23 protein-coding genes and 1 tRNA gene are annotated in these 25555 nt (G+C 38.3%); 10 read left to right on the forward strand and 14 right to left on the reverse strand.

Annotated elements, in window-relative coordinates; all coding sequences use genetic code 11:
* Positions 1-59: 59 nt before the first annotated feature.
* Positions 60-2099: a zinc piracy TonB-dependent receptor ZnuD gene (gene znuD / locus BLS38_RS00115; protein WP_092746303.1), complete on the reverse strand. Its 2040-nt coding sequence runs from the start codon at positions 2097-2099 to the stop codon at positions 60-62.
* 240 nt (positions 2100-2339) lie between these two features.
* Between znuD and aspS the strand changes: the two genes are divergently transcribed.
* The 4 genes from aspS to BLS38_RS00135 all read left to right on the forward strand — a co-directional run bounded on the left by aspS (position 2340) and on the right by BLS38_RS00135 (position 6300).
* Entirely contained in the window at positions 2340-4121 is a 1782-nt protein-coding gene (gene aspS / locus BLS38_RS00120; protein WP_092746304.1) for an aspartate--tRNA ligase, read from the forward strand.
* Between the two features lie 153 nt (positions 4122-4274).
* Entirely contained in the window at positions 4275-4496 is a 222-nt protein-coding gene (locus BLS38_RS00125) for a hypothetical protein (RefSeq protein ID WP_092746305.1), read from the forward strand.
* Between the two features lie 122 nt (positions 4497-4618).
* Positions 4619-5485, forward strand: a complete 867-nt coding sequence (locus BLS38_RS00130; protein WP_092746306.1) for a lysophospholipid acyltransferase family protein — start codon at positions 4619-4621, stop codon at positions 5483-5485.
* A gap of 101 nt (positions 5486-5586) precedes the next feature.
* Positions 5587-6300 (forward strand): glycosyltransferase, encoded by a 714-nt coding sequence (locus tag BLS38_RS00135; RefSeq protein ID WP_092746307.1) that lies wholly within the window; start codon positions 5587-5589, stop codon positions 6298-6300.
* Here the strand turns inward: BLS38_RS00135 and BLS38_RS00140 are convergent.
* The 12 genes from BLS38_RS00140 to BLS38_RS00195 all read right to left on the reverse strand — a co-directional run bounded on the left by BLS38_RS00140 (position 6279) and on the right by BLS38_RS00195 (position 18806).
* Positions 6279-7151, reverse strand: coding sequence for a capsular polysaccharide synthesis protein (locus tag BLS38_RS00140; protein WP_171258502.1), 873 nt, complete (start codon positions 7149-7151; stop codon positions 6279-6281). The two genes, BLS38_RS00135 and BLS38_RS00140, sit on opposite strands and share 22 nt — an antisense overlap.
* A 64-nt stretch (positions 7152-7215) precedes the next feature.
* Positions 7216-8079, reverse strand: a complete 864-nt coding sequence (locus BLS38_RS00145) for a family 6 glucosyltransferase (protein WP_092746309.1) — start codon at positions 8077-8079, stop codon at positions 7216-7218.
* A gap of 16 nt (positions 8080-8095) precedes the next feature.
* Positions 8096-8869: a glycosyltransferase family 25 protein gene (locus tag BLS38_RS00150; RefSeq protein ID WP_092746310.1), complete on the reverse strand. Its 774-nt coding sequence runs from the start codon at positions 8867-8869 to the stop codon at positions 8096-8098.
* Positions 8870-8889: 20 nt separating this feature from the next.
* On the reverse strand, positions 8890-9699 hold the full coding sequence (locus BLS38_RS00155) for a glycosyltransferase family 25 protein (protein ID WP_092746311.1): 810 nt from the start codon (positions 9697-9699) through the stop codon (positions 8890-8892).
* A gap of 9 nt (positions 9700-9708) precedes the next feature.
* The gene (locus tag BLS38_RS00160; protein WP_244518096.1) at positions 9709-11328 is read right to left on the reverse strand and encodes a glycosyltransferase family 2 protein; all 1620 of its coding nucleotides are present in this window, start codon (positions 11326-11328) and stop codon (positions 9709-9711) included.
* Between the two features lie 2 nt (positions 11329-11330).
* Entirely contained in the window at positions 11331-12089 is a 759-nt protein-coding gene (locus BLS38_RS00165) for a glycosyltransferase (protein WP_092746312.1), read from the reverse strand.
* A 109-nt stretch (positions 12090-12198) separates the two neighbouring features.
* Positions 12199-13125, reverse strand: coding sequence for a branched-chain amino acid transaminase (locus tag BLS38_RS00170; RefSeq protein ID WP_092746313.1), 927 nt, complete (start codon positions 13123-13125; stop codon positions 12199-12201).
* Positions 13126-13158: 33 nt separating this feature from the next.
* Positions 13159-15906, reverse strand: a complete 2748-nt coding sequence (glnE, locus tag BLS38_RS00175; protein ID WP_092746314.1) for a bifunctional [glutamate--ammonia ligase]-adenylyl-L-tyrosine phosphorylase/[glutamate--ammonia-ligase] adenylyltransferase — start codon at positions 15904-15906, stop codon at positions 13159-13161.
* Between the two features lie 74 nt (positions 15907-15980).
* Complete coding sequence (locus BLS38_RS00180) at positions 15981-17252, reverse strand: sensor histidine kinase (RefSeq protein WP_092746315.1); 1272 nt, start codon at positions 17250-17252, stop codon at positions 15981-15983.
* A gap of 127 nt (positions 17253-17379) precedes the next feature.
* Positions 17380-17895 carry a GNAT family N-acetyltransferase gene (locus BLS38_RS00185; protein WP_092746316.1) on the reverse strand — a complete coding sequence of 172 codons (516 nt, stop codon included), beginning with the start codon at positions 17893-17895 and terminating at the stop codon, positions 17380-17382.
* Between the two features lie 58 nt (positions 17896-17953).
* Positions 17954-18427 carry a 2TM domain-containing protein gene (locus BLS38_RS00190; RefSeq protein ID WP_092746317.1) on the reverse strand — a complete coding sequence of 158 codons (474 nt, stop codon included), beginning with the start codon at positions 18425-18427 and terminating at the stop codon, positions 17954-17956.
* Positions 18428-18719: 292 nt separating this feature from the next.
* A tRNA-Leu gene (locus BLS38_RS00195) sits at positions 18720-18806 on the reverse strand.
* Between the two features lie 159 nt (positions 18807-18965).
* Between BLS38_RS00195 and queA the strand changes: the two genes are divergently transcribed.
* The 6 genes from queA (at position 18966) to secF (ending at position 24860) form a co-directional block, all read left to right on the forward strand.
* Positions 18966-20006: a tRNA preQ1(34) S-adenosylmethionine ribosyltransferase-isomerase QueA gene (gene queA / locus BLS38_RS00200; protein WP_092746318.1), complete on the forward strand. Its 1041-nt coding sequence runs from the start codon at positions 18966-18968 to the stop codon at positions 20004-20006.
* A 136-nt stretch (positions 20007-20142) separates the two neighbouring features.
* Positions 20143-20265: a hypothetical protein gene (locus tag BLS38_RS13090; protein WP_280137744.1), complete on the forward strand. Its 123-nt coding sequence runs from the start codon at positions 20143-20145 to the stop codon at positions 20263-20265.
* A gap of 105 nt (positions 20266-20370) precedes the next feature.
* Positions 20371-21498, forward strand: a complete 1128-nt coding sequence (tgt, locus tag BLS38_RS00205) for a tRNA guanosine(34) transglycosylase Tgt (protein ID WP_092746319.1) — start codon at positions 20371-20373, stop codon at positions 21496-21498.
* Between the two features lie 92 nt (positions 21499-21590).
* Positions 21591-21920: a preprotein translocase subunit YajC gene (gene yajC, locus BLS38_RS00210; RefSeq protein ID WP_092746320.1), complete on the forward strand. Its 330-nt coding sequence runs from the start codon at positions 21591-21593 to the stop codon at positions 21918-21920.
* Positions 21921-21976: 56 nt separating this feature from the next.
* Positions 21977-23878 (forward strand): protein translocase subunit SecD, encoded by a 1902-nt coding sequence (gene secD / locus BLS38_RS00215; RefSeq protein WP_092746321.1) that lies wholly within the window; start codon positions 21977-21979, stop codon positions 23876-23878.
* Between the two features lie 7 nt (positions 23879-23885).
* Entirely contained in the window at positions 23886-24860 is a 975-nt protein-coding gene (gene secF / locus BLS38_RS00220) for a protein translocase subunit SecF (RefSeq protein ID WP_092746322.1), read from the forward strand.
* A 40-nt stretch (positions 24861-24900) separates the two neighbouring features.
* Here secF and BLS38_RS00225 read toward each other — a convergent pair whose 3' ends face one another.
* The gene (locus tag BLS38_RS00225; RefSeq protein WP_092746323.1) at positions 24901-25518 is read right to left on the reverse strand and encodes a 4'-phosphopantetheinyl transferase family protein; all 618 of its coding nucleotides are present in this window, start codon (positions 25516-25518) and stop codon (positions 24901-24903) included.
* Positions 25519-25555 lie beyond the last annotated feature (37 nt).

The following is a 25555-nucleotide window of genomic DNA, read 5'->3' on the forward strand; positions in this document are numbered from 1 at the left end:
CGATTGTGGTCAGGCTAAGTTTAATTACACAAACTTTCAAGTAAATTCTACAGCTTTTTTTAAAACTTAAAGTCTACACCCACAGTAAAGTTGCGCCCCACTTGTGGTACTTGAGACAAAAACGACTCATGCTGATAAATTTTGCTGTCTAATAGATTATTTACTTTGGTATATACACGGTAGTCTAGCTTACTCGTCAAACTATGATTATAAGCAAAGCCTAAATTTAACATATTGTAGCTTTGACCATTGGTTTCGTAGCTTGCAATATCATCTTGCGTAAATACATGGTAATACTCTGCATTGGCACTGTAATGATCATCAAAGTTAGCTGATATTTTTGCACCTAAACGACCACCTGGCACACGTGGTGCATTTCCTTCATCGACCAATTTACCACGGACATAATCACCAAATAACCCCACAGTATACACTGGCGATAATTGATAGCTGATATCACCATCTACCCCGTAAAAACGAGCTTTAGATTGACGGTACTGAACTAAACGAAAATCTTGGAACTGATCAAGCGTATCTGCATAAATAAAGTTATTAAACCAGTTATGGAATGCACTGATATTATATTTCAAACGGTCGTTATCGAAATGAAAGCCAAGCTCTACATTGTTTGATTTTTCAGTACCTAAGTCATCACTACCTAGCTCATACGTATTGGTCGCCATGTGCTTGCCATTTGAGTAAAGCTCTTGCGCCATCGGTAAACGCTCTTGGTGTGAAGCAGTCAGCGATAATTTATAATTGGGTACAAACTCCCAATCTGCTGAACCTGCTACAGAGTATGCTGTGCCAGAAAAGTTTTTCGCATCTGGATTCGTTTCACCTTGTTGAATATCAATTTTTTGATGATCTATACGTGAAGAGACCTGCACATGCACCTGACCCATTTGTTTTTCTTGCAAGCCAAATACACTATAACGCTGGGTGTTGGTTGGATCCATCAGTGATTCATCACCACCAATGCTGAGTTTTTGTTGTGTATATTGTGCACCAAACTGACCTGTCCAACCTGCCCACGGCGTATTGGTCAAAACCAAACGAGTATCTGTGCCATGACTATTAAAAGTCGTGTCAGGTACATCCCCATCCAGCTCTTGATGTTGATATTTAGTATAATTGGCCTGTAATGCGACTTTAGAAAAGCCCGCAAACGGATCATTTAACTCTGATTTTAAGTCATAACGTTTTTGTTTTAAGTTAATCGATGAAATCGCACCATCATCATCTGCCGCATGACCACAACTGTCGGCAGTAAAGCCTGTAGAAGTGTTATTTAGCTCACATGCACCGTATGCTGCGTTGTCGCCCGGAATACCATAACGGTCATGGCGTTCACTGTATGCAACACCGACAAAACCTTTGTCGCCAATCCAAGACAAGCCCACATTGGCATCGTGTGAACGAGCAAAAGTTTCTGATTGTCTACGACCATCTGCTTGTAAGTCTTTAGGTAAAATATAGTTATTGGCATCACGGTGCATACCACCAGCACTTAAGGCAATATGATCACCTAAACCAATCACTGTTTGACCTGAATACAGCATGTCATCACTGCCCGTATTATAACGTGCTCCCACACGGCCACTATAACCATTATCTGGCATACGTGTAGGTACTTTATTGTCAACCACATTCACCAAACCACCCACAGAGCCTGCACCATATAACAAACTTTCAGGGCCTTTTAAGACTTGAATTTCTTCGGCAGAATTTGGATCAACCGTCACAGCATGGTCAGGCGATACCGATGACACATCTAAAGCATCACCACCATTTTGGGTGATTTTAACGCGCGCACCATCTAAACCACGAATCACAGGTCGACTTACTCCACCTGTATATTGAGCAGAATAAATACCAGCTTTACCTTCTAAAGCATTACCAATGGTTGTTGCACCCTCAATTAAATCTTTTTGTTTTACCGTAAAGTCGCCAGCGGCATGATCTGGCTGTACTGCTAGATCTTTTTGCCCTTTCAATTCAATTGCAGGTAAGTTATCTACAGCTGGCGTTTGAGCCAGTACACTTTGCACCGCACATGCCAGTAAAGACAACGCAAACCACTTTTTTTGAAACTGCATTTTGATTATCTCATTTTATTTGTAGTTATGTTATAACATTTAATATTTTTTACAAGTTCTATCCACAATCTAGATGAAAGTTTTACCCTATTGTCGTTTATCAGGCTGTTTACCATGTTTTTTGAACAAATCCTTGAGGCAGTACCATGAAACATGCATAATTGAATGTCTTAAAAAAAGTATAGCATAGCGTACTTTTTAAACGATTTTTCAAATAATAGACGTTGGACATAACACGCCATGATGCGAACACATTACTGTGGCTTATTAACAGAAGCCCAAATTGATCAAACAGTTACACTTTGCGGTTGGGTACACCGTCGCCGTGATCATGGCGGTGTCATTTTTCTTGATATGCGTGACCGTGATGGCCTCGTACAAGTGGTTATTGACCCAGATACTCCCGAAGCATTTGCAACGGCAGACAAAGTCCGTTCAGAATTTGTATTAAAAATTACTGGCCGTGTACGAAAACGCTATGAAGGCACGGAAAATGCCAATATGGTGAGTGGGCAAATCGAAGTCTTAGGTAAAGAGATTGAAGTTCTTGCAAGCTCTGAAACACCACCATTTCCACTCAATGATGAAAATACAACAATTTCAGAAGACATTCGCTTAAAGTATCGTTTCTTAGATATTCGTCGCCCTGAAATGTTAGATCGTTTACGTTTCCGTTCAAAAGTAACTAACCTGATTCGTAACTATTTAGACGACCATGGGTTCTTAGATGTAGAAACACCTATTTTAACGCGTGCAACACCTGAAGGTGCACGTGACTATTTAGTACCAAGTCGTGTCTCTAACGGCAGTTTCTATGCTCTACCACAGTCACCACAGTTATTTAAACAATTGCTGATGGTTGGTGGTATCGATCGTTACTACCAAATCGCAAAATGTTTCCGTGATGAAGACTTACGTGCTGACCGTCAGCCTGAATTCACGCAAATCGATGTTGAAACATCATTCTTAAATGATGATGAGATCATGGATTTGATGGAAGGCATGACCACAAAAATGTTTAAAGACTTATTAAATATTGAGTTCGGTGGAAAATTCCAAAAAATGCCGTACAGTGAAGCGATGCGTGACTATGCATCAGACAAGCCTGACTTACGTATTCCCTTAAAGTTAGTTGATGTTGCTGACCTCATGCAATCGGTAGAGTTTAAAGTCTTTGCAGGCCCTGCAAAAGACCCTAAAGGCCGTGTTGCCGCGCTTCGCGTACCGAATGCAAATACCCTGTCTCGTAGCCAAATTGATGACTACACCAAATTTGTTGGCATTTACGGTGCAAAAGGATTGGCGTACATTAAAGTCAATGAACTTGAAAAAGGCATTGAAGGTTTACAATCACCAATCGTTAAATTTATCGAACCGATTGTATTACAACTGCTTGAGCGTGTAGGCGCACAAAACGGTGATATCGTATTCTTTGGTGCAGACAAAGCCAAAATCGTTAACGATGCCCTAGGTGCTTTACGTGTAAAAATCGGTCACGATCTAAAACTTTCAACATGTGAATGGGCACCTTTATGGGTGGTTGACTTCCCAATGTTTGAAGAAACAGATGATGGTAGATGGACGTCTGTACATCACCCGTTCACACTGCCAAAAAGCAGCGTAGAAGATGTAAAAAACAACCCTGGTGATGCACTCTCTGTTGCATACGACATGGTGTTAAACGGCACAGAAATTGGCGGCGGTTCACTGCGTATTCACACATTAGAAATGCAAAAAGCGATTTTTGAAGCATTGGGTATTTCTGATGAAGAAGCTGAAGATAAATTCAGCTTCTTACTTGATGCATTAAAATATGGTGCACCTCCACATGGTGGTCTTGCATTTGGTTTAGACCGTCTTGTCATGCTAATGACAGGTGCACAGTCTATTCGTGATGTCATTGCGTTCCCTAAAACTAAAACAGCTGAATGCCCACTTACAGAAGCACCTGCACCTGTTGAAGCAAATCAGCTTAGAGATTTAGGAATTCGCTTGCGCGAGCAGAAAAAACAAGAAGCTTAATGTAATACTCAAAAATGCTAAACCCTTCAATGACCAGTGCATTGAAGGGTTTTTTCATAACAAGTGATCGCTTATTTAGATGGATCATTCAATGTTTGTACTTCTCCAAATGTAATGGCATAATATTTTTCAAATTTCCAACAGGGTTACATTATGGCTATGCGTCCTGAAGTACGTCGCCGTGCGTTGGTCATTATTGTCTTCTCTCTTGTGCAGTGGTTTATTATGAACTACATTTTGCATAATGGGCTATTCAATATCACGACATATCAACGTATCTTATATTTCTGTGTCAGCAGTTTATCTGCAGCGTTGCTCATCTTTTTGTCTTTAATTTACATGGTACTTAAAGGCAATTCAGACATCCATCGCTAGATTTGTATTGTCGTTTATTACATCAATAGCTCATATGATATGAGCTATTTTTACATCACAGCAAATACATTTTTCATTTATAATCCCTTTAAATAAAATACCCCAACCAGTTATTAAAACTTATGCAGCCACTTCATCTTTTTCGTTATATTCCACTGTCTACCATACGGTATATGGCAAAAACATGTGCATGGTTCATCAACCGTCAGCCCAACAAAGGCATGTTACGAAAAGTGCTGATCAATTTAAAGCTTGCCTATCCTGAACTCAGCGATACTGAACGCTTTACTTTGGCGCAAAAAAGTGTCGTTAAACAATGTTTGTCTTACGGAGAATTCATGAAATGCTGGGCAATGCCTCCGCAGTGGAGTCTTGACCAAATTCATACCGTTCACAATGGTGACATGCTGAAAAGAGCCTTTGCAGACTTACGCGGCACTCTTCTTGTTGTGCCACATTTAGGCACATGGGAAGTGATGAATGCTTGGCTTTGTCAGCATACTGAACTCACTATTATGTACAAACCAATTAAAGAAAAAGCCCTAGATCAATTTGTTTTACAAGCACGAGAAGTTTTAAAGTCAAAACTTGTACCTACAGATATGAGTGGGGTAAAATTATTGTTCAAAAACCTCAAATCAGGTGGCTCAAGTGTCATTTTACCCGACCATGTACCTCACCCGTCTGGTGGTGTCATTGTGCCTTTTTTTGGTATAAAAACGCTCACAAGTACACTTGCCAGTAAAATGGCACAAAAAACACAATGCAGATTGATTGGACTCAGCTGTGTTCGCCGTGACGATGGCAAAGGCTTTGACATCTACTGTGACTCGCTAGATCATGAAACCTTATATGACCGAAACACTGAAACAGCAACTGCCGCACTTAATATGGAAATTGAAAAAATGATCAATCGCTTACCGAGCGATTATATGTGGGGCTATAAACGTTTTAGACATATTCCTGACCAAAAAGACCCATATTCTTAATATAAAATTAATTAATTGTGTAGTTATGATAATAATAATGTAATTATATGTAGGTACTATATTATTTACTTATGTTATGTCAGCTATATAGGGTCTCTATTTTGGACACATCAAATATTACTTTATGCCTAACTATTGGGCAACGTCCACAACTCCTACGTCAAACTCTAGAAAGTCTGTTTAAGCAGGCTCAATTTGAACATATTATTGCCATTAATGACTTTGGTGATGAAGAAACCAATGCTGTTTTTAAAGCACTCTGTCCCCATGGTCAGCTGATTTGTTTAGAACAACGATTAGGGCATCATGCTGCTGTAGACTACATGTATAGCCATGTTAAAACAGAATATATCTTTCATTGTGAAGATGATTGGCACTTCAATAGTTTACCCAATTTCGAAAATACATTTGAGCTTCTCTCAAAACAACCCCAAGCGAGCTGTGTATCACTTAGACACTGTAATGATTTTTACTTTAAAGAAGAAGAAAAGCAGTATATACAGTATGAGACAATATTAGGCACACATGTTGTTCGATTAGATGTATTGCATAAACAGTGGCATGGATACACATTTAACCCGCACATTGCAAACATTCAGCTATGGCAAAGCTTTAATAAAAACTTTGCACAATTTAAAAAAGAGCGCCATATTTCAAGAAAACTTAGAGCAAAAAATAAATATATGCTTTACCTTGCAGATGGTAACTGCCATCACATTGGTGCAACACAAAGTGTATCAAACCCGCCCAAAGAGCGCTTTTTTAGTAAAGAAAACTTAAATACAATGCTTCGTCAGGTCTTTAAGTATTCATAGTAACTTGGCGCACAACTTTCTTTAAAGTATGTCATTTTATGCATATGACTTTGACTCAAGACATCTGCTAACTTAGACTGATTAAAATATCCTGTTTTAATCAGTCTAAGTAGTAAATGAGGTAATGTATCATCTAAATCGAGCATATTGACCTCTCCCCTTTGTTTCAACACATCAAATAAAATCTGAAAGAAGAAATAGTGAGGAATACTTTCTTGAGTTTCCCAGAACTTTAACAGCAAAACCAAACATTTACGAATAAGCGGATTATCTCTTTTAGCCACAATAATACTATTAAGTACATTTACATGGTGACTGTCACTCCAACCAAAATAGGCATCATTCATTTTTTGCCACTGCTTTTTATCTAAAGCATGTTCTGATCTTTGATAGAAGAAGATTTCTTGCTGTAAAATAGATGGAGGAATCTTTTGAGTCAATAGAATTGTGGCATCTAGCCAAACACCACCATAAGCATTCAGCAAAGCTAAACGCAATAAATCTGCAAAAAATGCATACTTATATACGCCATTCTGACGCTTTTCTAATACAAAACTAGGGAAATCCAAATAATCATGAATCGTTTCATCATCTAAGCGAATGATGGTATAATCCTGCTTATATTTATCAACACTATCAATACATAATTGCACAACTTCAGGCAATGCTTGACCTGAAAAACCCTGCCCCCAATATTGCCAAATAATTTTTTGGGTCGGTAAAACTTTTTTAGCAGTTATATCACAGTGATTAAATAGACCTTCATCATCATAATCAATGAAATGCCCCCATGCCTGTGCAACATGTTTTTTGACATAAATATCATTTTTTCGCTCTAAACTTTTTCTCAAGGGCTTCGGTACAAAACCACAATAAACGGCTTTCCAAGGTTTGCGCTTGACATAACTTAAAAAGTTATTTAAGGGATCGTTGAATGAAAAATGCGTGGATAGCTTGTCGTAATCGAAATTTATAACGTTTTTTATTTCTTTTTTTGCCATTTTCCCACTCATCTTGAGTAATCTTATGATCACTCTCTCCTCTTAAATAGTCATGCCCACCAAAACGATAATGTGTTTTATCACTGAACATAACTTTAGATGCATGCTTCCAATACTCTGTTTCACCTTTAGCAAAGTAAGGATCTAAAATTTTTACATCATCACGCCCAAGGACATAACGATTTAAATGACTCTCGTCATGAAATAAAGCAATAACATTATTTTTCAAATCAATATTCGTATTTTTATTTAATTGCTCGCACATTTCTAAATAAGCAGATGCCTTTCCACCATTCAGCGCACCAGTAAAATAGTACATACCTTCATTATAAGGAATACATGCAAGACTTTCTTTATTACGATCATATGGGAAATGCCGTGGACGTCTATGAAATAAATGTGGCTGATGCAATAAAGTTAAATTTTGCTGCTTATCAAGTGGTAAAAATTCTTGCTCTGTAATTTCAGTAACAAATTCTGTATTACCATTGAAAAAATAAATAAAATCAAAGCCTTTTAGTTGATCTTTAATAGATAGAAAAATTTCAAAGCGCTTTAGCGTATCAAAAGGCCAGCCTAATTTACTCTGAAAATGCTGATGTACACGCTCATTTTCTTGTAAAACATGGGGCGTATCTGTAAATATAAAATATTCTTTTTGACTTTCTAAGAGTAAATACTTCTCCGCAGATTTAAAAAAACCATCCCAAAAAACAGTATAACGCCCTGTTGCGATATATAAAATTGCAACACGATATTTAGGTTTATTCGTACACATGTCTTATAATCGCACCTTATTTAAACACGACTGGTTTAGCAAATATAAAATTCTTCAATTGATAATACAGCCTCAAACTCTCTCTTTTTAACTTACTGAGATTGTGAGGTTTGTACTTTTTCATTCTTTGGTTTCTTTCAATAATTAATTTACTGGTTAAAACCGATACTTGCTTGGTTTGCTTATTTAACTCAAGCTCTTGAATACATAAAGCAGGAACCATTTGAAAGACATTACCATTTTGTTTTAAAAAACAATCAAACATCATGTGATCAAGCGCAATTAAATGTGATGCTTCCGTAATGAATTTGAGTAAAGCCTTTGCCCCTAAATAAGATACTACATAGCCTGCTCTACCCAAGTTTAGGCCTTTTAATTCAAAGAAACTCCGCTCTCCAATCAATGTAGATACAGATTTTCCAAGCATCACACGCGGACAAAAGGCCTCCATTTTCAATAAAAACCAGTCATCAGGCATCCAACTCAAATCAGTTAAATATACTTGTGCATTATTGCCTAAAAAAATATCGTCCTCAAACACAGCAATATACGGCAAATTTTCTTCCACGACCTTTTGCCATAAACTAACATGACTCATAAAGCAAGCCAATTCGCCTAATGTTAAAAACTGCTGATTTACAACCAACTTTAAGGCTTCAGCTTTTACTTTCGCTTCATTTGGTGTAATTGCATCAAAAAACTCAAAAGGAATATTTTGCTTTGAAAATTCATTTTCAATATGACCACGGCGGGAATTTTCTGCCTTTAAGCTAATCACATAATTTTGCATGAACTTATACCCCGCGATGATTAATCTAATTTAAATCGCTGTTTATCAACCTGAATTTCACGGCGATTATATCGAAACATGCCTTTCAAATAATGAATCCCGAGTAAAATTTGCTGTTCAATTCTATTCTTTTTATATTTAAATTTAGACATTAATGAGTTTTGTGGCGCATGACTGTGATTATTTTTAATTAAGCCAATAACGGACTCATGCATCACACTGACATCTACCCCATACATGTCTGCTTTATCACTTTGTAATAACGCTGCTGGCTCTATTTGGTAAGCATTTAATGTATAACAGCCATAAATAAACTCATCTGCAAGCTTAGGATGTGTTTGCTCAGCGCAATCTAAGAGTTTTTTTGCACCTGTGGGAAATAATACATACCCCCCCGTACCACTACGATCTTGATAGAGGTTAAATAAATTATAATCTGTCGCTACAGTATAACGTGGTTCTTTTGCGACGCTTTTTTTACGACCATGCACTTCTAAGTTTACAAAGTCTGTATTTTCTAAACGTTTAATATCATTAAGTATTTCTTTTAAATCTTTAACTAAAACAGCATCATCTTCTAAAATCAGACATGGTTCTTTCAAATCTAAAACAGTCTGCCACGCTTTCTTATGACTTAAAAAACATGCCAATTCAGACTGCTTCATCGGACGCTGTCCTTGAAATGCTAAACGCTCATAAGTCTCTTTAGAAAACTCATTCACAGTTACGGCAGCCAACCGATTAAATGTTAAATCTAACTTTTGAAATTGCAATGTTTGCTGCTCTAAGCGATCAGTACACTGCTCTAAATTAATAATAAAAACCTTCAATTTATGATCTCACTGAATTTTTTCATGCTTTAAATACCATAAAATAAGATATTTATTTAACGTATAACCCATTGTTGCCATGGCAAAAATTAAACCATAACCTCGCCCTAAACATGCTGAACGAAAAATGTATTCACGACAAAATGAAACAAATGCTCTTAAAAATGCGCTGCCAAGCCATATTGATTTTTTTCGAACAACATTTTGTTGTGCCCACTGATGGCTATAGTGAATATTCTTAAATAAAAAGTGATAAAGACTGTCATTGGTATGATGATACAAAACACCCCTTAATACTTCTCTTTTCGCAGAATTTCGGTCTAATGACTCATGTACTTCTGCATCACTAAATTGAAAAACATGATTTGCATATAAACGGTCATAAGCGTCAAAATAACCTTGACGAACAACTCGACCACAAAAGTAATCTCGTCTATTGAGTGCATATACAACATCCGTTTTGATTGGCTGTTGCAGTACAGTTAAAATAGAGTGTCTTAAGTCAGAATCTAAGCGTTCATCTGCATCTAATACAAGAATATAGTCAGAGGTCGCGTACGATTGTGCAATTTGGCGCTGCTTACCAAAACCTTGCCAATCTTGATTTTCATACCACTTTGCACCATAGCTTTTTGCAATATCTTGCGTATGATCTGTACTACCTGAATCTAGTAAAATAATTTCATCGACCAAATCTTTAACTGTATCTAAACATGCAGCTAAATGCCTTGCTTCATTTTTTACAATCATGACTAAAGACACTGTCGACTGCTTCATTTGAGCATCTAAAGTTGTTTGTTGTTCAGTATCAATTAATGATTGTTTAAATGCTTGCTCTGCTTTATTTTCAATAAGATCATACAAAATAGCATATTTATTAAATGTATATTGAGCAAACATGGCTGAGTAAACCAACCCATATCTGCCCATTAAAAAACGCCCATCAATAATGTACTGTTTAAAAAACGCCCAAAAAGAACGAACAAAAATAGATAATATTGAAACCTTCTTTCCTTTTGGATAACGATCTTCTGCCCATGCTTTAGCATAAGAGAGACGTTTATCTAACCAGAAAAATGGTGTATCGGCAGTATGGTGTAATAAGAAACCCTGTAATTTTTTAGTTTCTGCTTCTGCCAAAACAACAGACTCATGTACTAAATTATCATTATAATTAAACTGTTTCGGATACAAACGCCAATGGGCTTTTACAGGCCAATACGGGTTGTCAATTTTATGACCAAAAATACAATCAATGCGTTTAATACCATAAACAACATTTTGAGATGGTTCTGCAATTACTTTTAAAATGTTGTCTCGTAACTCAATAGTAATTTCTTCATCTGCATCTAACGCAAGAATCCAATCCCCTGTAGCATATTGCTGTGCAATTTGACGTTGCTTACCAAAACCCGGCCACGTGGTATGGCTATACCATTGTCCACCCGCTTGCTTGACTAACACTTCACTATGATCTGTGCTGCCTGAGTCAAGTACAATCAACTCATCAATCCAGCCATGCAGTGCAGGCAAACTTTTTTCTAAATTCTTTGCCTCATTTTTTACAATCATGACCACGCTTAAACGGTACGGCCTGGTCTGTTGATTAAGTGCAGTTATTGACTTCATTGTTACCGCCACGCCTGTTTAATCCAATCTGATGGCAATACGTAGCGATACCATTTACCGCCACCACCATTAATGGCTTCTGGTGGATTAATTTCACCATGAAAAACAATAATTTTGACATCTTTAGGCTTTACAGGTGGTTTGAAGTAAGCCAATGGTATTTTTTGCAAGCAATGGTATTTATAGCTTTTACACCAATCTTCAGGCCAGTAGGTAAGCGTACTGTGTTTATCTATAAACCATGATAAATATGATTGTTCGTGACGAAAGTTTTTACGAATCTCGTTAAAATTCTCTCTAAAGTATGGCAATACATCTGGGAAAGCACCGATCTTAAAACGATATACCGAACTATTGCCCGTAATACGCCACGGTCGCTTCCAATCGTGAATAATTAAAAACTCACCTTTTTGCTGAAAAAAACAGTCTATATTATCTACAATCACTACATCTAAATCTAAAAATAAAGCGTTTCCTTGTAGACCATACAAATTAGGCTCAAATGTAGATAGTTTATTCCAGCCACGTTCAGGGCTACCTTTAGGCAAATCGAGCGGTGGAATTGGATAGCACTCTACTTCAGACACAATGCCTTCTGTCACATCTGTCAAACACACCATTTTAAAAGGTAATGTTAAGTGTCGGCTCACCATGTTATATAAGCGGTTTACATATTCTGCACCATATTTTGTGCCCCATTTCATACACAAAATAATGTTGTCTTGTGTATCTGGTCCATTGATTGGTTGCGAATCTGTCATGCTACTTTCACCCGCCACATTTGGCTTACACTGTATGGTCTAAAATAGTTTAGCATAAAGCCTATCTGACAGACATAAAAAAGCGAAACCGAAGTTTCGCCTTTTTTGCTTAGTTGATATACGTCAACCAATGCTCATACTTTGGATTTTTGCCTTGTATGGCATCAAAGAAGGTTTTTTGAATTTCAGTGGTAATTGGCCCACGAGAACCCTCACCAATTTGACGGTCATCATATTCGCGAATTGGCGTAACTTCCGCAGCAGTACCTGTAAAGAATGCTTCATCTGCAATGTAGAATTCATCACGAGTAATACGGCGTTCAACCACTTCATAGCCCAAGTCTTTGGCAATGGTAATGACTGTTTGACGAGTAATACCGTCAAGTGCACCACCTGACAAATCAGGTGTATGTAACACACCATCTTGAATTAAGAAGACGTTTTCACCTGCACCCTGACAAACAAACCCTTGTGGGTCCATCATCATGGCTTCATCGTAACCAGCCTGTGCAACTTCTTGGTGTGCCAAAATAGACACCGTATAGTTACCACATGCTTTTGCTTTGCACATGGTTACATTTGGATGATGATGAGTAAACGATGAGGTTTTTACACGAATACCTTTTGCCATCGCTTCTTCACCCAAGTAAGCACCCCAACTCCATGCAGCAACAGCCGCATGAATTGAGTTACTTGTTGAAGCAATACCTAGTCTTTCTGAACCAATCCAAATAAATGGGCGTAAGTAACATGAATTGAGCTTATTTTCACGCACAACATCTATTTGTGCTTGCTCAAGCGTTGCTTGATCAAACGGGACTTTCATTTGATAAATCTTTGCAGAATTCAACAAACGCTTAGTATGTTCTTTTAAACGAAAAATTGCAGGGCCTTTTGGAGTTTCATAGGCACGAACACCTTCAAAGACACCCATACTGTAGTGTAATGTATGTGTAAGGACGTGTACTTTTGCATCACGCCAATCTATTAATTTTCCATCTTGCCAAATAAAACCATCACGATCAGCCAAGTTCATGGCACATACTCCAAATTTTTACATTATTATTTACTACTCAGTCGCATTACTTTGTGCAACTGAGTCAATCAATTTATGCCATAGCTTGCAAACGATCTCACGGGTAATTTGCCAATCGGTAGCACGAACTTGCATATTATGGTTTGCAAGGGCTCGTCGGTGGCTTGTCGCTCGTTCGCTGAGATAAGCGTGAATCAAATGTTGCGCTTCAGTTGAGGATAGATAACCAAATCGTGCAGCATCTTCTAAGATTCGAACATTGTCAGGATAACGGGCGAGATCTGGGTTCGCATGGCTTCCTAACAACACGATATACTGTGCCATAAATTCAATGTCAACGATACCACCTGAGTCCTGTTTTAAATGAAAAACTCCTGATTTTTGTGCAGTCTCGCTTGAACCTAGATGATCTTTCATTTTTTGACGCATATTTTTCACTTCTTGCGCCAAGGGTTGAGCCTCTCGTGCTTGAGTTAATATTTCAGCCCGAATCTGTTCAAACAAATCACACAATACGGTATCACCTGCGATCGATCTGGCTCGAACTAAGGCTTGATGCTCCCAAAGCCATGCACTTTGTCGTTGATAGCGAGCATAGGCATGTATACTGGTGACCAATACCCCTGCTTCACCCGATGGACGTAAGCGCGTATCAATTTCATAAGCACGACCATCTAAAGTTTGTGTGGTCATGAGTGACATAAACTTTTGTGCAACTTTAAATGCAAACTCAAAGCCACTAATGGCTTTAGCCCCATCGGTATCTGCTTGTTCATCTAAATCATGAATAAATACTAAATCCAAATCTGAGCCATAGCCCAATTCAATACCACCGAGTTTGCCATACCCAATCACAGCAAATCTATGCTGTGCCAAATGACAACGCTGAGCTTGCATATCTAAAGGAAAACCAAAACGCTGTGCGACAGCTTGATAGGCCAAGTGTAATGTGGCTTGAATACACGTTTCTGCAATATCGGTGAGCGCATCAGACACTTTCATGAGTGGACTTTCTGCCAGTACATCACTTGCTGCCACACCAAGCACATAACTTTTTTTAAATAAACGTAACACCCGCATTTGGTCTTCAACTTGATCAATCTCCACACGGAGTAATTGATGGCGTAGTGCATCAACCAAATCATGTTTTTTGGGTAACTCAAAGTCCATAGACAAAAAGTCGTCTAACAACACAGGGTATTGTGTCAACTCTTCACAAATCCAAGGACTCGCTTCTGCCATTTTTACCAGTCGTTGCAAGGCACCTTTGCTTTCAATCAGCATGACAAAGTAGACACTGCGGCGCATGATCGATTCAATTAAAGGAATCAAACGCTGTATTGCCAACCTCGGCTCAGATAAAGTTAAAACCTGTGTAATACACAAAGGCCAAAAGGTTTTTAAGCGCTCTAATGCTTTGGCAGGCATTTTTTGCAAGCTATGACTGGCCCAAAATTGTGTCACCAGTGCATAACTGTCTACATCTAACGCTATTTTTAATTGTTCATCTAACGCTTCTACAGAGATAATCTCTTTTTTAGGCACATGGTTTTGAATCAGCTTTTTAAATTGCTCACTCACGACTTCACGTTTTTGATTTAAATGCTGTAAAAAAATTTCCCAAGAAGCAAACCCAAGCGTGATCAATACACATTGCTGTAATTCAGGTGTCGTGGGTAGTAATTGCGTTTGTTGGTCATCAATCGCCTGTATAGCATGTTCTACACGGCGTAAAAATATATATGCATCTGTGAGTGTATCTACTTCTGCTTGCGACAATAACTCTGCATTCGCCAAATGGTTTAAATTAGTTAAACAGGAGCGATCTTGCAGTTCTAACTTTGAACCCCCATAAATAAGTTGAAAAACTTGCACAATAAACTCAATTTCACGAATACCACCTGCACCGAGTTTAATGTCATCTTGGCATTGACGACGCTGTACTTCTTTTTCAATCAGTACTTTCATTTCTCGCATGGCTTCAAAAGCCGAATAATCGACATAACGTCTAAATACAAATGGGCGTGTCATATCTAGTAAAGCTTGCCCTGATACCCCACCACTCACAATTCTAGCTTTAATCCATGCATAACGTTCCCATTCACGGCCATGTTGCACTAAATATTTTTCTAAAGCAGCATGACTGGTTGCCAATGCAGAACCATCACCCCATGGGCGTAAGCGCATATCTACCCTAAAAACAAAGCCTTCAGAACTCACATGGTCGAGTAAGTAAATCAGTTTTTGCCCCCACAGCATACAAAACTGTTGTACATCAATCGATTTTTTTCCGTTTGTTTCACCTTGCTCATCAAATGCAAAAATAAGGTCAATATCACTCGATAGATTAAGCTCTTGTGCACCAAGTTTCCCCATTGCAATTACAATTAAATCTTGCACAATGCCATCATAGCCCATTGGCTCACCGTATTTTTCAACCAATGCAATACGGGCAAATTGTTTGGCGGCAATAATGCTTGCATCAGCAAAATCTGATAACTCTTGGGTGAGTGCAACAACATTGGTCAACTGGTTAACATCTTGATAAATCCAACGAAACATTAGACGTGCGCGCAACTCACGTAATGCCTGCATAAAATCTGCTTCATGGACGACATGACTTACCGCATGGGTAACCAAATGCTGTATCTGTTGCTGATTTAATAATTCATGAAAAGGATATTGCTCTTGATCTTGTTTTATTTGATTTGAATACACTTGCCAAAGATGTTGAGCATAATGACTGGCTCGTTGAGTTAATTCAAACATGGTTATGCTCATCAATACATGCCTATTTTTTAATTATCTATTAGCACCACTCGAGTTTTTGGCAATCTAGGTTATTACACATTGTTTTACACATGTACCAATGTATCCGCAACAACTTGAGCATTTACAGGTCGTTCACTTGGTAGCCGTACTGTAAATGTTGTGCCTATGCCTTCTTTAGATTGTACTGTAATTTCGCCTTGATTCAAATCGGCAAATCGCTTACACAACACAAGCCCTAGGCCCGTGCCTTTTTCGCCATTAGTGCCTTTAAGCGTGGTTTTGATATTTTTTCCAAAGATATTGGTTTTCTGTAATTCATTCATACCCAGTCCTGTATCGGAAATGGATAACGCCATAAAACGCTCTATTTTTTTGACTGAAATCACAACCTTACCCGAACCATCTTGAGGTGTAAATTTAAGTGCATTAGATACTAAATTTTGTAAGATAGAAGTGACCATATTGAGGTCTGCATACACATAGCTTCCTTCAGGAATACGATCAATTAATTCAATTTTTTTGCTATACGCTAAACTACTTAATACATTGCTCACAATTTGGCTAATCTGTTTCAAATCAAATCGAACAGGATGGTAGACAAAACGCCCTCCTTCTGCCATGGCCCAATTCAATAGGTTTTCTAATAAATGATAGGTTGCTTTTGCGGTATCATTCAAATAACTTGAAATATTTTGTACGCTTGATTCGTCTAAGCTGTCTAGTTCTTCCGCTAACACTTCTGAGAACCCTAAAATACCGTGAAATGGGGCTCTTAAATCATGTGCAATAATTTGTAAAAACTTAGTCTGGCTAAAGTTGAGTGTAACAACTTGCTCATGGGTGTGTAGAAGTGCTGTATGTTTTTGTTCAAGCAAAATTTTCTCTGCATAATCTACACAAAACTCTAAAGCCAGTTCGGTAAAACCTGCATCGAATGGGTAATGATTTTGATCAAATACACAAATATGTGCAATACAATTTGACTGATCATCACACACTGCAAAGGCAACTAATCTATTGACTGCACCAAGGTACTGTTCAATATACACACGGTATTGAAGATATTGCGGATGTGTTTGATCAAATACACTGTCAGAATGATGATGTACAGCTGTTAGATGTTGAAATAATAGCGGATCACATGCAGTATGTTGTACAGTAGTTTGATCGTTGGTTAATACTCTTGCTTCTGAACAGTCAGGTAGAATTGCCACAACATGATGTGATTGAAGTATTTTTTTAATTTTTACAAGCAGTTTTTTTAATTGAATGTCTTGTTTAAGAGGTATTGGTAATACAGGTATACCTACCGAAATATCGTCAGTATCTTTCACGCGGAGCGACTGTGTTGCCATAATTTTATTTCTCTTAATGAGTTCTTATTTGAATTTAGAGAACGTGTTTATATAGTGTTAACAATTTTTACAAAAAAATCAAATAATGAATCATTTTTTTACACTTTATGGCAAGAAATTTGCCGACCTAATTTTGATCATTTAAAATTTTCTGATAAAAAGCAAGGTCTAACCAACGGCCAAACTTAAAACCTACTTCCGACAATGTACCTGCATGGGTAAAGCCAAGTTTTTTGTGTAAAGCAATACTCGCCACATTACTTGCATCTATACCACCAATCATGGTGTGCATACCTTGCTGTTTGGCTTTTTGCATAAGTGCTTGAATTAACTGTATTGCAAGACCTTTACCTCTATATGATTGATCTACATATACAGAGTGCTCAACCGTATATAAATTGGCGGGGAAATTACGAAATGTACCATAACTTGCAAACCCCATTAATATGCCGTGTTCATTTTCTATGCCAATCACTGGGAAATGATGCAAAGCTTTATTTTCAAACCAATGCTTTACATCATTTAAACTACGCTCTTCATACTCATATAACGCTGTAGAGTGTAAAATTGCATGATTAAAGATATTTAATATCTGTGAAGCATGTTTTTCAAAACTACACTCAATCATGTTTACTGTATTCATCTGCGATCACTGATTAAAAATTCGTTTGCATCATATAGGTTTTAAATAATTTTACAGCTTATTTTCGTAGCATTTGCTGAATACGTTTTTGCTTCCAGCGTGTAATCGCATCTTTTAAAATAAAAATACGCAACCCAACAAATAACATGACAGCACCCCAAGAAATGATTGGAAAGATGGCCCAAACCACTTTAGGAGTAAAAGCATAGTTAATGAATGCCAAAATACTACACACCACAACATAACTCATCAGTGATGTATAAAAACGGCTCTCTTGCTCGACTCGTTGTTCAGCTTCACGTACTTTATGAGTCACTGTTTCATCTACGTTGTCACTAACCGATGCTATAGATAGATCATATACACTGACTTTAAATACTGCAGCCAAGGCACTTAACGTTTCTAGGCTAGGTTTTTCTCCATTTTCTACACGTTGAATGGTACGGACACTTAATGCTGTCATCTCTGCTAATTGTTCTTGTGACCATGCATGCTTTAAACGGTAGTGCTTAATTTTATTGACTGTATTCATGGTAAATCCTTGATTGGAATGTTTAAACCACAGTAGCTTTATGCATAGCAATACAACACGACAATAAGCTGACAGTAACATGACAAAGATCTGACATCTAAATAACAGTACACCTTTGTTTAAATTTTAGACTTTTGTATTTTAAAGGATGATACCTTAAATCTTTTAAACACTTATACAATTGATGCCTGAATAATTTGCATTTCCTTGCTTAAATTAATATCCAAACAATAAAAAACCCCGAAGCTTTACAAGGCTTCGGGGTTTTTCGTAAAATTTGTTAACCAGCTTATGGTCCCGAGGGTCGGACTCGAACCGACACGTCATCTCTGACAGTGGATTTTGAGTCCACCGCGTCTACCAATTTCACCACCTCGGGGCAGTATGGTTTGTTCGATGTATACTACTCGTTTTTTGCCTCATGTCAATGACATGTACTTTCTTTTGATTACTTTTAATACACTCAATATAAGTCGCACATTTCGCATGCAGTAAAAAAAGCGTTTATAATACTTAAAACTCTATCTACGTTATTTTTATGCAACTATCTGACTTTAATTTTGACCTCCCAGATGAACTCATCGCTCGCTATCCACTTCCTGAACGTAGTGCATCACGACTTTTGCACATTGACGCCACAGGGCAACATCACGATCATCAGTTTACGGACATTATAGATCTGCTTAACGAAGGTGATCTTTTGGTACTCAATGACACTAAAGTGATGAAAGCGCGCTTAAAAGGCAAACGTGCTACAGGTGGTGCGATTGAAATTTTAGTAGAACGCATGCAAGACCGTCACATTGCACATTGCCATATCAAATCGAGCAACTCACCTAAAGCAGGTGCCAGCTTATTTGTTGGAGAAGATAACGTAGAAGTAACCGTTCAAGGTCGCCATGAAAATCTATATATTGTTGAATTCTCTCAACCTATTTTAGATGTGCTGGATCGTTACGGTAAACTTCCTATTCCGCCTTACTTTAACCGTGAAGCAGAAGACATAGACACCGAACGTTATCAAACCGTATTTAATGACCCAACTAAACTGGCCAGCGTGGCAGCTCCTACTGCCAGTCTACATTTTGACGAGCAATTGTTAGAAAATCTTAAACAAAAAGGGATTACAACAGCTTTCGTCACCCTACACGTGGGTGCAGGGACATTTTTACCTGTACGTACCGACCATATTGAAAACCATATCATGCACAGCGAATGGTGTGATGTTCCTCAAAGTACAGTCGAGCAAATTCGAACAGTCAAAGCCCGAGGTAATCAAGTTATTTCAGTCGGTACAACAGCCACACGTGCCATTGAAAGTGCAGCTCAAGCACATCAAGGGCAGTTAGCTGCTTGGACTGGCGACACACAAATTTTTATTTATCCAGGGTATCAATTTTGTGTAATAGACCGCCTAATTACCAATTTCCACTTGCCTGAATCGACATTACTTATGCTTGTTTCGGCACTATCTAGCAAAGACCATATTTTAAATGCCTATCAACATGCAGTTGCAGAAAAATACCGATTTTTTAGTTATGGCGATGCCATGCTCATTGATCAGTACCAAGCAGTGTAAATTGGCAATAGGTTCATACAAAAAGCTGTAATAAAAGGTAGCATCGTTGTCTAGAATCTAGGAAAATAAACCCTTACCCAAAATGGCAAATGCCTTATATCAGCGAACTGTTTTTTCGCATTGATTCGGACGAAATATGAAATTTGAAAAACTAGGTCAGTCAGGTCGTGCCCGCCGTGGCCGCTTAACCCTAGAACACGGCGTAGTTGAAACCCCTATTTTTAGTAAATTGGCAATAGGTTCATACAAAAAGCTGTAATAAAAGGTAGCATCGTTGTCTAGAATCTAGGAAAATAAACCCTTACCCAAAATGGCAAATGCCTTATATCAGCGAACTGTTTTTTCGCATTGATTCGGACGAAATATGAAATTTGAAAAACTAGGTCAGTCAGGTCGTGCCCGCCGTGGCCGCTTAACCCTAGAACACGGCGTAGTTGAAACCCCTATTTTTATGCCTGTCGGTACTTACGGCACAGTAAAGGGCATGTTACCGCGTGACATTGAAGACATTGAAGCGCAAATTATTTTAGGTAATACCTTCCATTTATACTTACGCCCAGGCCTAGAAGTGATTAAAGAACACGGTGGCTTGCATGAGTTTATGAAGTGGAATAAACCAATCCTAACAGATTCAGGTGGTTTTCAGGTCTTTAGTTTAGGTGCAATGCGTAAAATTAAAGAAGAAGGTGTTACCTTCCGTTCACCGATTGACGGTTCAAAAGTGTTTCTTTCACCTGAAATTTCAATGGAAATTCAGCAAACACTGAACTCAGATATTGTGATGATTTTTGACGAATGTACGCCCTACCCCGCAACACACGAGCAAGCACAAACATCACTACAACTCAGCTTACGTTGGGCAAAGCGTTGTAAAACCGCACATACTGAGAATAAAAACCCAAATGCTTTATTCGGTATTATTCAAGGCGGCATGTATGAAGACTTACGTGATGAATCACTCAAAGGCTTACTCGATATCGACTTTGATGGCTACGCAATTGGTGGGCTGTCGGTTGGTGAACCCAAAGAAGAAATGATCAAAGTACTTGATTATTTACCCCACAAAATGCCTGAAGATAAACCACGCTACTTAATGGGCGTGGGTAAACCTGAAGATATTGTAGAAGCTGTACGCCGTGGTGTAGACATGTTTGACTGCGTCATGCCTACACGTAATGCACGAAATGGACACTACTTTGTCACCGATGGCCTAGTTCGTATCCGAAACAGTCAATACCGTCATGACCAAAAACCACTCGATCCACACTGTGACTGCTATACCTGTAAAAACTTTACTCGTGCCTATCTATATCATTTAGAAAAATGTGGTGAAATGCTCGCTTCAATGTTAGGTACGATACACAATTTACGTTATTACTTGCGTCTTACCGAGGCAATACGCAATGCTCTTGATGACGATACTTTTGATGCGTTCGTGACAGATTTCTATACTCGTCGTGGTTTAGAAGTCCCACCTTGCCCAATCGATTAATCTTTGTGTAGATTTGCGCTTAGCGGCAAGACAAGGTACATTGCATATTGAAAAAGTTTTTTGTTTTTAGTTCGATTATTTAGGAAACTCAAATGAGTCTGTTTATTTCTACAGCCTATGCTGCTGAGGGCGCCGCCCAACAACCAAGTATGATTGCCAATGTTGGTATGATCGTTGTTTTTGTTGCTATTTTTTACTTCCTTATTTGGCGCCCTCAATCTAAACGTGCTAAAGAGCATCGCTCACTGATTGAAAGTTTGGGTGTAGATAGCGAAGTAGTGTTTGCAGGTGGCTTAATGGGCCGTATTAAAAAAATTGAAGGCGACTACGCTGTTGTGGAAATGAGCCGTGGTGTAGAAGTAAAAGTTCAACGTTCTAGCGTTGTTTCTGTATTACCTGAAGGTACTCTAGAGAGCCTTTAATTGTTTCTATCTAAGTCGTGCAACTGCACGACTTTCTCATATTAAGAAGATAAGAAATGCGTTACCCAGCATGGAAATATTTACTCATCATTGTTGTTTTAGTGATTAGTACCTTGTATGCACTGCCAAGTTTGTACCCAGATGAACCTGCCGTGCAGATCTCGGGGGCTAAAGCTGGCACGAGCATCGACCAATCTGTTTTACAAAAAGCAGAACAAATTCTCAAAAGCCAAAATATTCAAAGTCACGATAACAGCTTTACCAACAATGCAGCTTTGCTTCGTGTAACGAATACGAGTATACAACTACAAGCACAAGAGGCATTACGCCGCGGTTTAGGCGACAACTACGTTGTAGCATTAAACCTTGCACCAACCACACCTACATGGCTACAAAAAATTGGTGCAAAACCAATGAAGCTTGGTCTAGATTTACGTGGTGGCGTACACTTCTTACTTGAAGTAGATATGGATAAAGCCATTGCACAGCGTATGGATACCTCAACAACAGATATCCGCCGTCAATTTCGTGATAATAATATTAAGTTCAATAGTTTAACACTTAATAACAATGCGATTACGATTGCTTTTGCTGACAATGCTGAACGTGAAAATGCAATGAGCTTCCTGCGCCGTAATGGTAATGAATACTCTCAGCAAGCACTTGCAACAGATACAGGCCCAATACTCCGTTTAGCCTATACAGATGCACGTCGACAAGAAATCCAGTCGTATGCGGTGAATCAAAACTTAACTACGCTACGTAATCGTATTAATGAGTTAGGTGTAGCTGAAGCTGTTGTACAAACTGAAGGCAGTAACCGTATTGTCGTGGAACTTCCGGGTGTACAAGATACAGCCGAAGCAAAGCGTGTTTTAGGACGTACAGCAAACTTAGAATTTAGACTTGTTGCCAATCAAAATGATCAGTTTATTAGCCCATATACAGGGAAATATAATGATCAACCTTTACCTGCTGGCACAGAAGTTTTTGCTTACCAGTCGCTAGATAGTGGTCGCCAACTCTTACTACAACGTAACCGTATTTTAACAGGTGAGCGTGTACAAAATGCATCATCTGGCTTAAGTCAAGACTCAGGCGGTGCAGAGGTCAACATCACGCTAGACAGCGCTGGTGGTAAACTTATGTCTGATGCAACACGTAGTGCTGTTGGTAAACGTATGGCCGTATTGTTTATTGAAAATAAACAAAAAATTAGCTATGTCACTGACCCTGCAACAGGTGCTCAAATAGAAACACGCACTCCATATACCGAATCTGTGGTGATTAATGCCGCAACGATTCAACAAACGCTTGGTTCACAGTTCAGAATTACAGGCTTAAGCTCTCCACAAGAAGCAGCCGAGCTTTCGCTTATGTTACGTTCTGGTGCTTTAGCAGCTCCAATGTACTTTGTAGAAGAACGTGTTGTTGGTCCAAGTTTAGGACAGGAAAATATTGATAAAGGTATTTTATCTACCCAAGTTGGCTTTATTTTAGTTGCTATTTGGATGGTTGTATTTTTCCGTATATTTGGTTTAATTGCGAATTTCGCATTGGTATTTAACCTTGCAATGATTTTAACCGTGATGTCATGGTTAGGTGCTTCACTTACGCTACCCGGTATCGCTGGTATTGTCATTACCATTGGTATGGCAGTCGATGCAAACGTACTAATTTGTGAGCGTATACGAGAAGAAATGCAATGGGGAGCATCGCCGAAACAAGCGATTGTTGCCGGATATGATCGTGCCTATAACACCATTTTCGATTCTAACCTCACCACTTTTATTGTCGCATTTATCTTGTTCGCTATCGGATCAGGGCCAATTAAAGGTTTTGCTGTGACTTTAATGATTGGTATTATTTGTTCAATGTTTACTGCTATTACTGTAACTCGTGCAATTGTACAGCTGATTTATGGTAAACGCCGTAACTTACAAAAGTTGAGTATCTAAGGAGATTATGATGACCAAAGCGACTCAACCTGAAACACAATACAGTAGATCAGAAAACGAACGCATTATTCCTTTTATGAAAATTGCGAAGCCAGCGGCGATTATTTCAGTATTAATCACGCTCGCAAGCTTATTTTTCATTGGTTATAAAGGTCTGAACCTTGGTTTAGACTTTACTGGTGGTATTGCGGCTGAGGTAACTTACACAAAAGCAGTCGAACCTGAGCAACTGACACAGGCATTAGAAAATGCAGGCTTCAAGCACACGGTTGTACAAACATTAGGTAGTAATACAGATCTTCTCGTCCGTATGCCTGTACAAAATGACCTTAAAGTTGAAGATTTAAACAACACAATTTCTAAAGCAGTACAGCTACCAAATAATACAGCGACTTTGCATAAAGTTGACTCTGTTGGTGGCCAAGTCGGAAATGAGCTTTACCTTCGTTCAGCAGGTGCTGTTGCTCTAGCACTACTACTTATGCTGATTTATGTCACTATTCGCTTTGAGTTTAAAATTGCGATGGGTGCAATCTTATCGTTATTTCACGATATTATTGCTATTTTAGGCATATTTGCTCTTATGCAATGGCCTTTTGACTTAACAGTATTAGCAGCAGTATTGGCCGTAATTGGTTTCTCTTTGAATGATAACATTGTAGTTTCTGACCGTATTCGCGAGAATTTTCGAAAGATCCGTGATGTTACACCTACCGAAGTGATTGATATTGCGCTTACAGAAACCCTAAGACGTACAATCCATACTTCGATGACATTAACCTTAGTTGTTGTTGCCATGATGGTCCTAGGTGGTGATGGCTTACATTGGTTCTCTGTGGCAATGTTTGCTGGTATTTTTGTAGGTACATATTCTTCAATTTATATTGGAACAGCATTTGCACTATGGCGTGGTATTAATCGCCAAGACTTTCTTGTTCAAGTTAAACCAGAGTTTGAAGAAGAACACCACAATATTCCTTAATATTTATTTCAATAAAAACAGCACCTCATCGGTGCTGTTTTTATTGAAGCTTTAAATTAGCTGTATTACCTATATCTTCGTAAGCAATGCAAAGCATTGAACTTTCCATATCTATATGTTCATAACGAAATTGGCCAAGTTGCTTGTGCCATAACACCCCAACACGCTTCTCAGGGCAAACTGCTGTATCTAAATCACTGAGCCGTAAACGTATACCTAGACCATGTGCTTTCAATACAGCTTCTTTTGCAGTCCAGACTTTGAACCAAAATTTTTTATCTTGACCAAGCGCTAACCATTGATTTAACTCATTGATATGAAAAAAACGTTTTGCTAAAGCTTCCATCCGTACAGTTCTAGAAAAATCCTCAATATCAATACCTATGTGCTTATAATCCTTGCTATACGCTAAAGCATAATAATTTTGACTATGTGATTGATTAAAACATAGATGTGGAAAGTCTTTTAAATATGGCTTACCGAAGATATCTTCATGCACTACAATTTCATGTCTTAGATCTGTCAATAAAAACTGTGAAAAGAGTTGCTGACGATACTGCTGTATTTTTTGTTGTTGAGTACTTGGTGAATATATGACTTTACCGTCGTCTTGATGAAACAACTCAGATAGAGCACGATAATATATAAAGATTGTCATTATTAACCACTTAAAAATCAATAAAAAACCAAGCGTT

Source organism: Acinetobacter boissieri, assembly GCF_900096955.1.
GTDB classification, from domain to species: domain Bacteria; phylum Pseudomonadota; class Gammaproteobacteria; order Pseudomonadales; family Moraxellaceae; genus Acinetobacter; species Acinetobacter boissieri.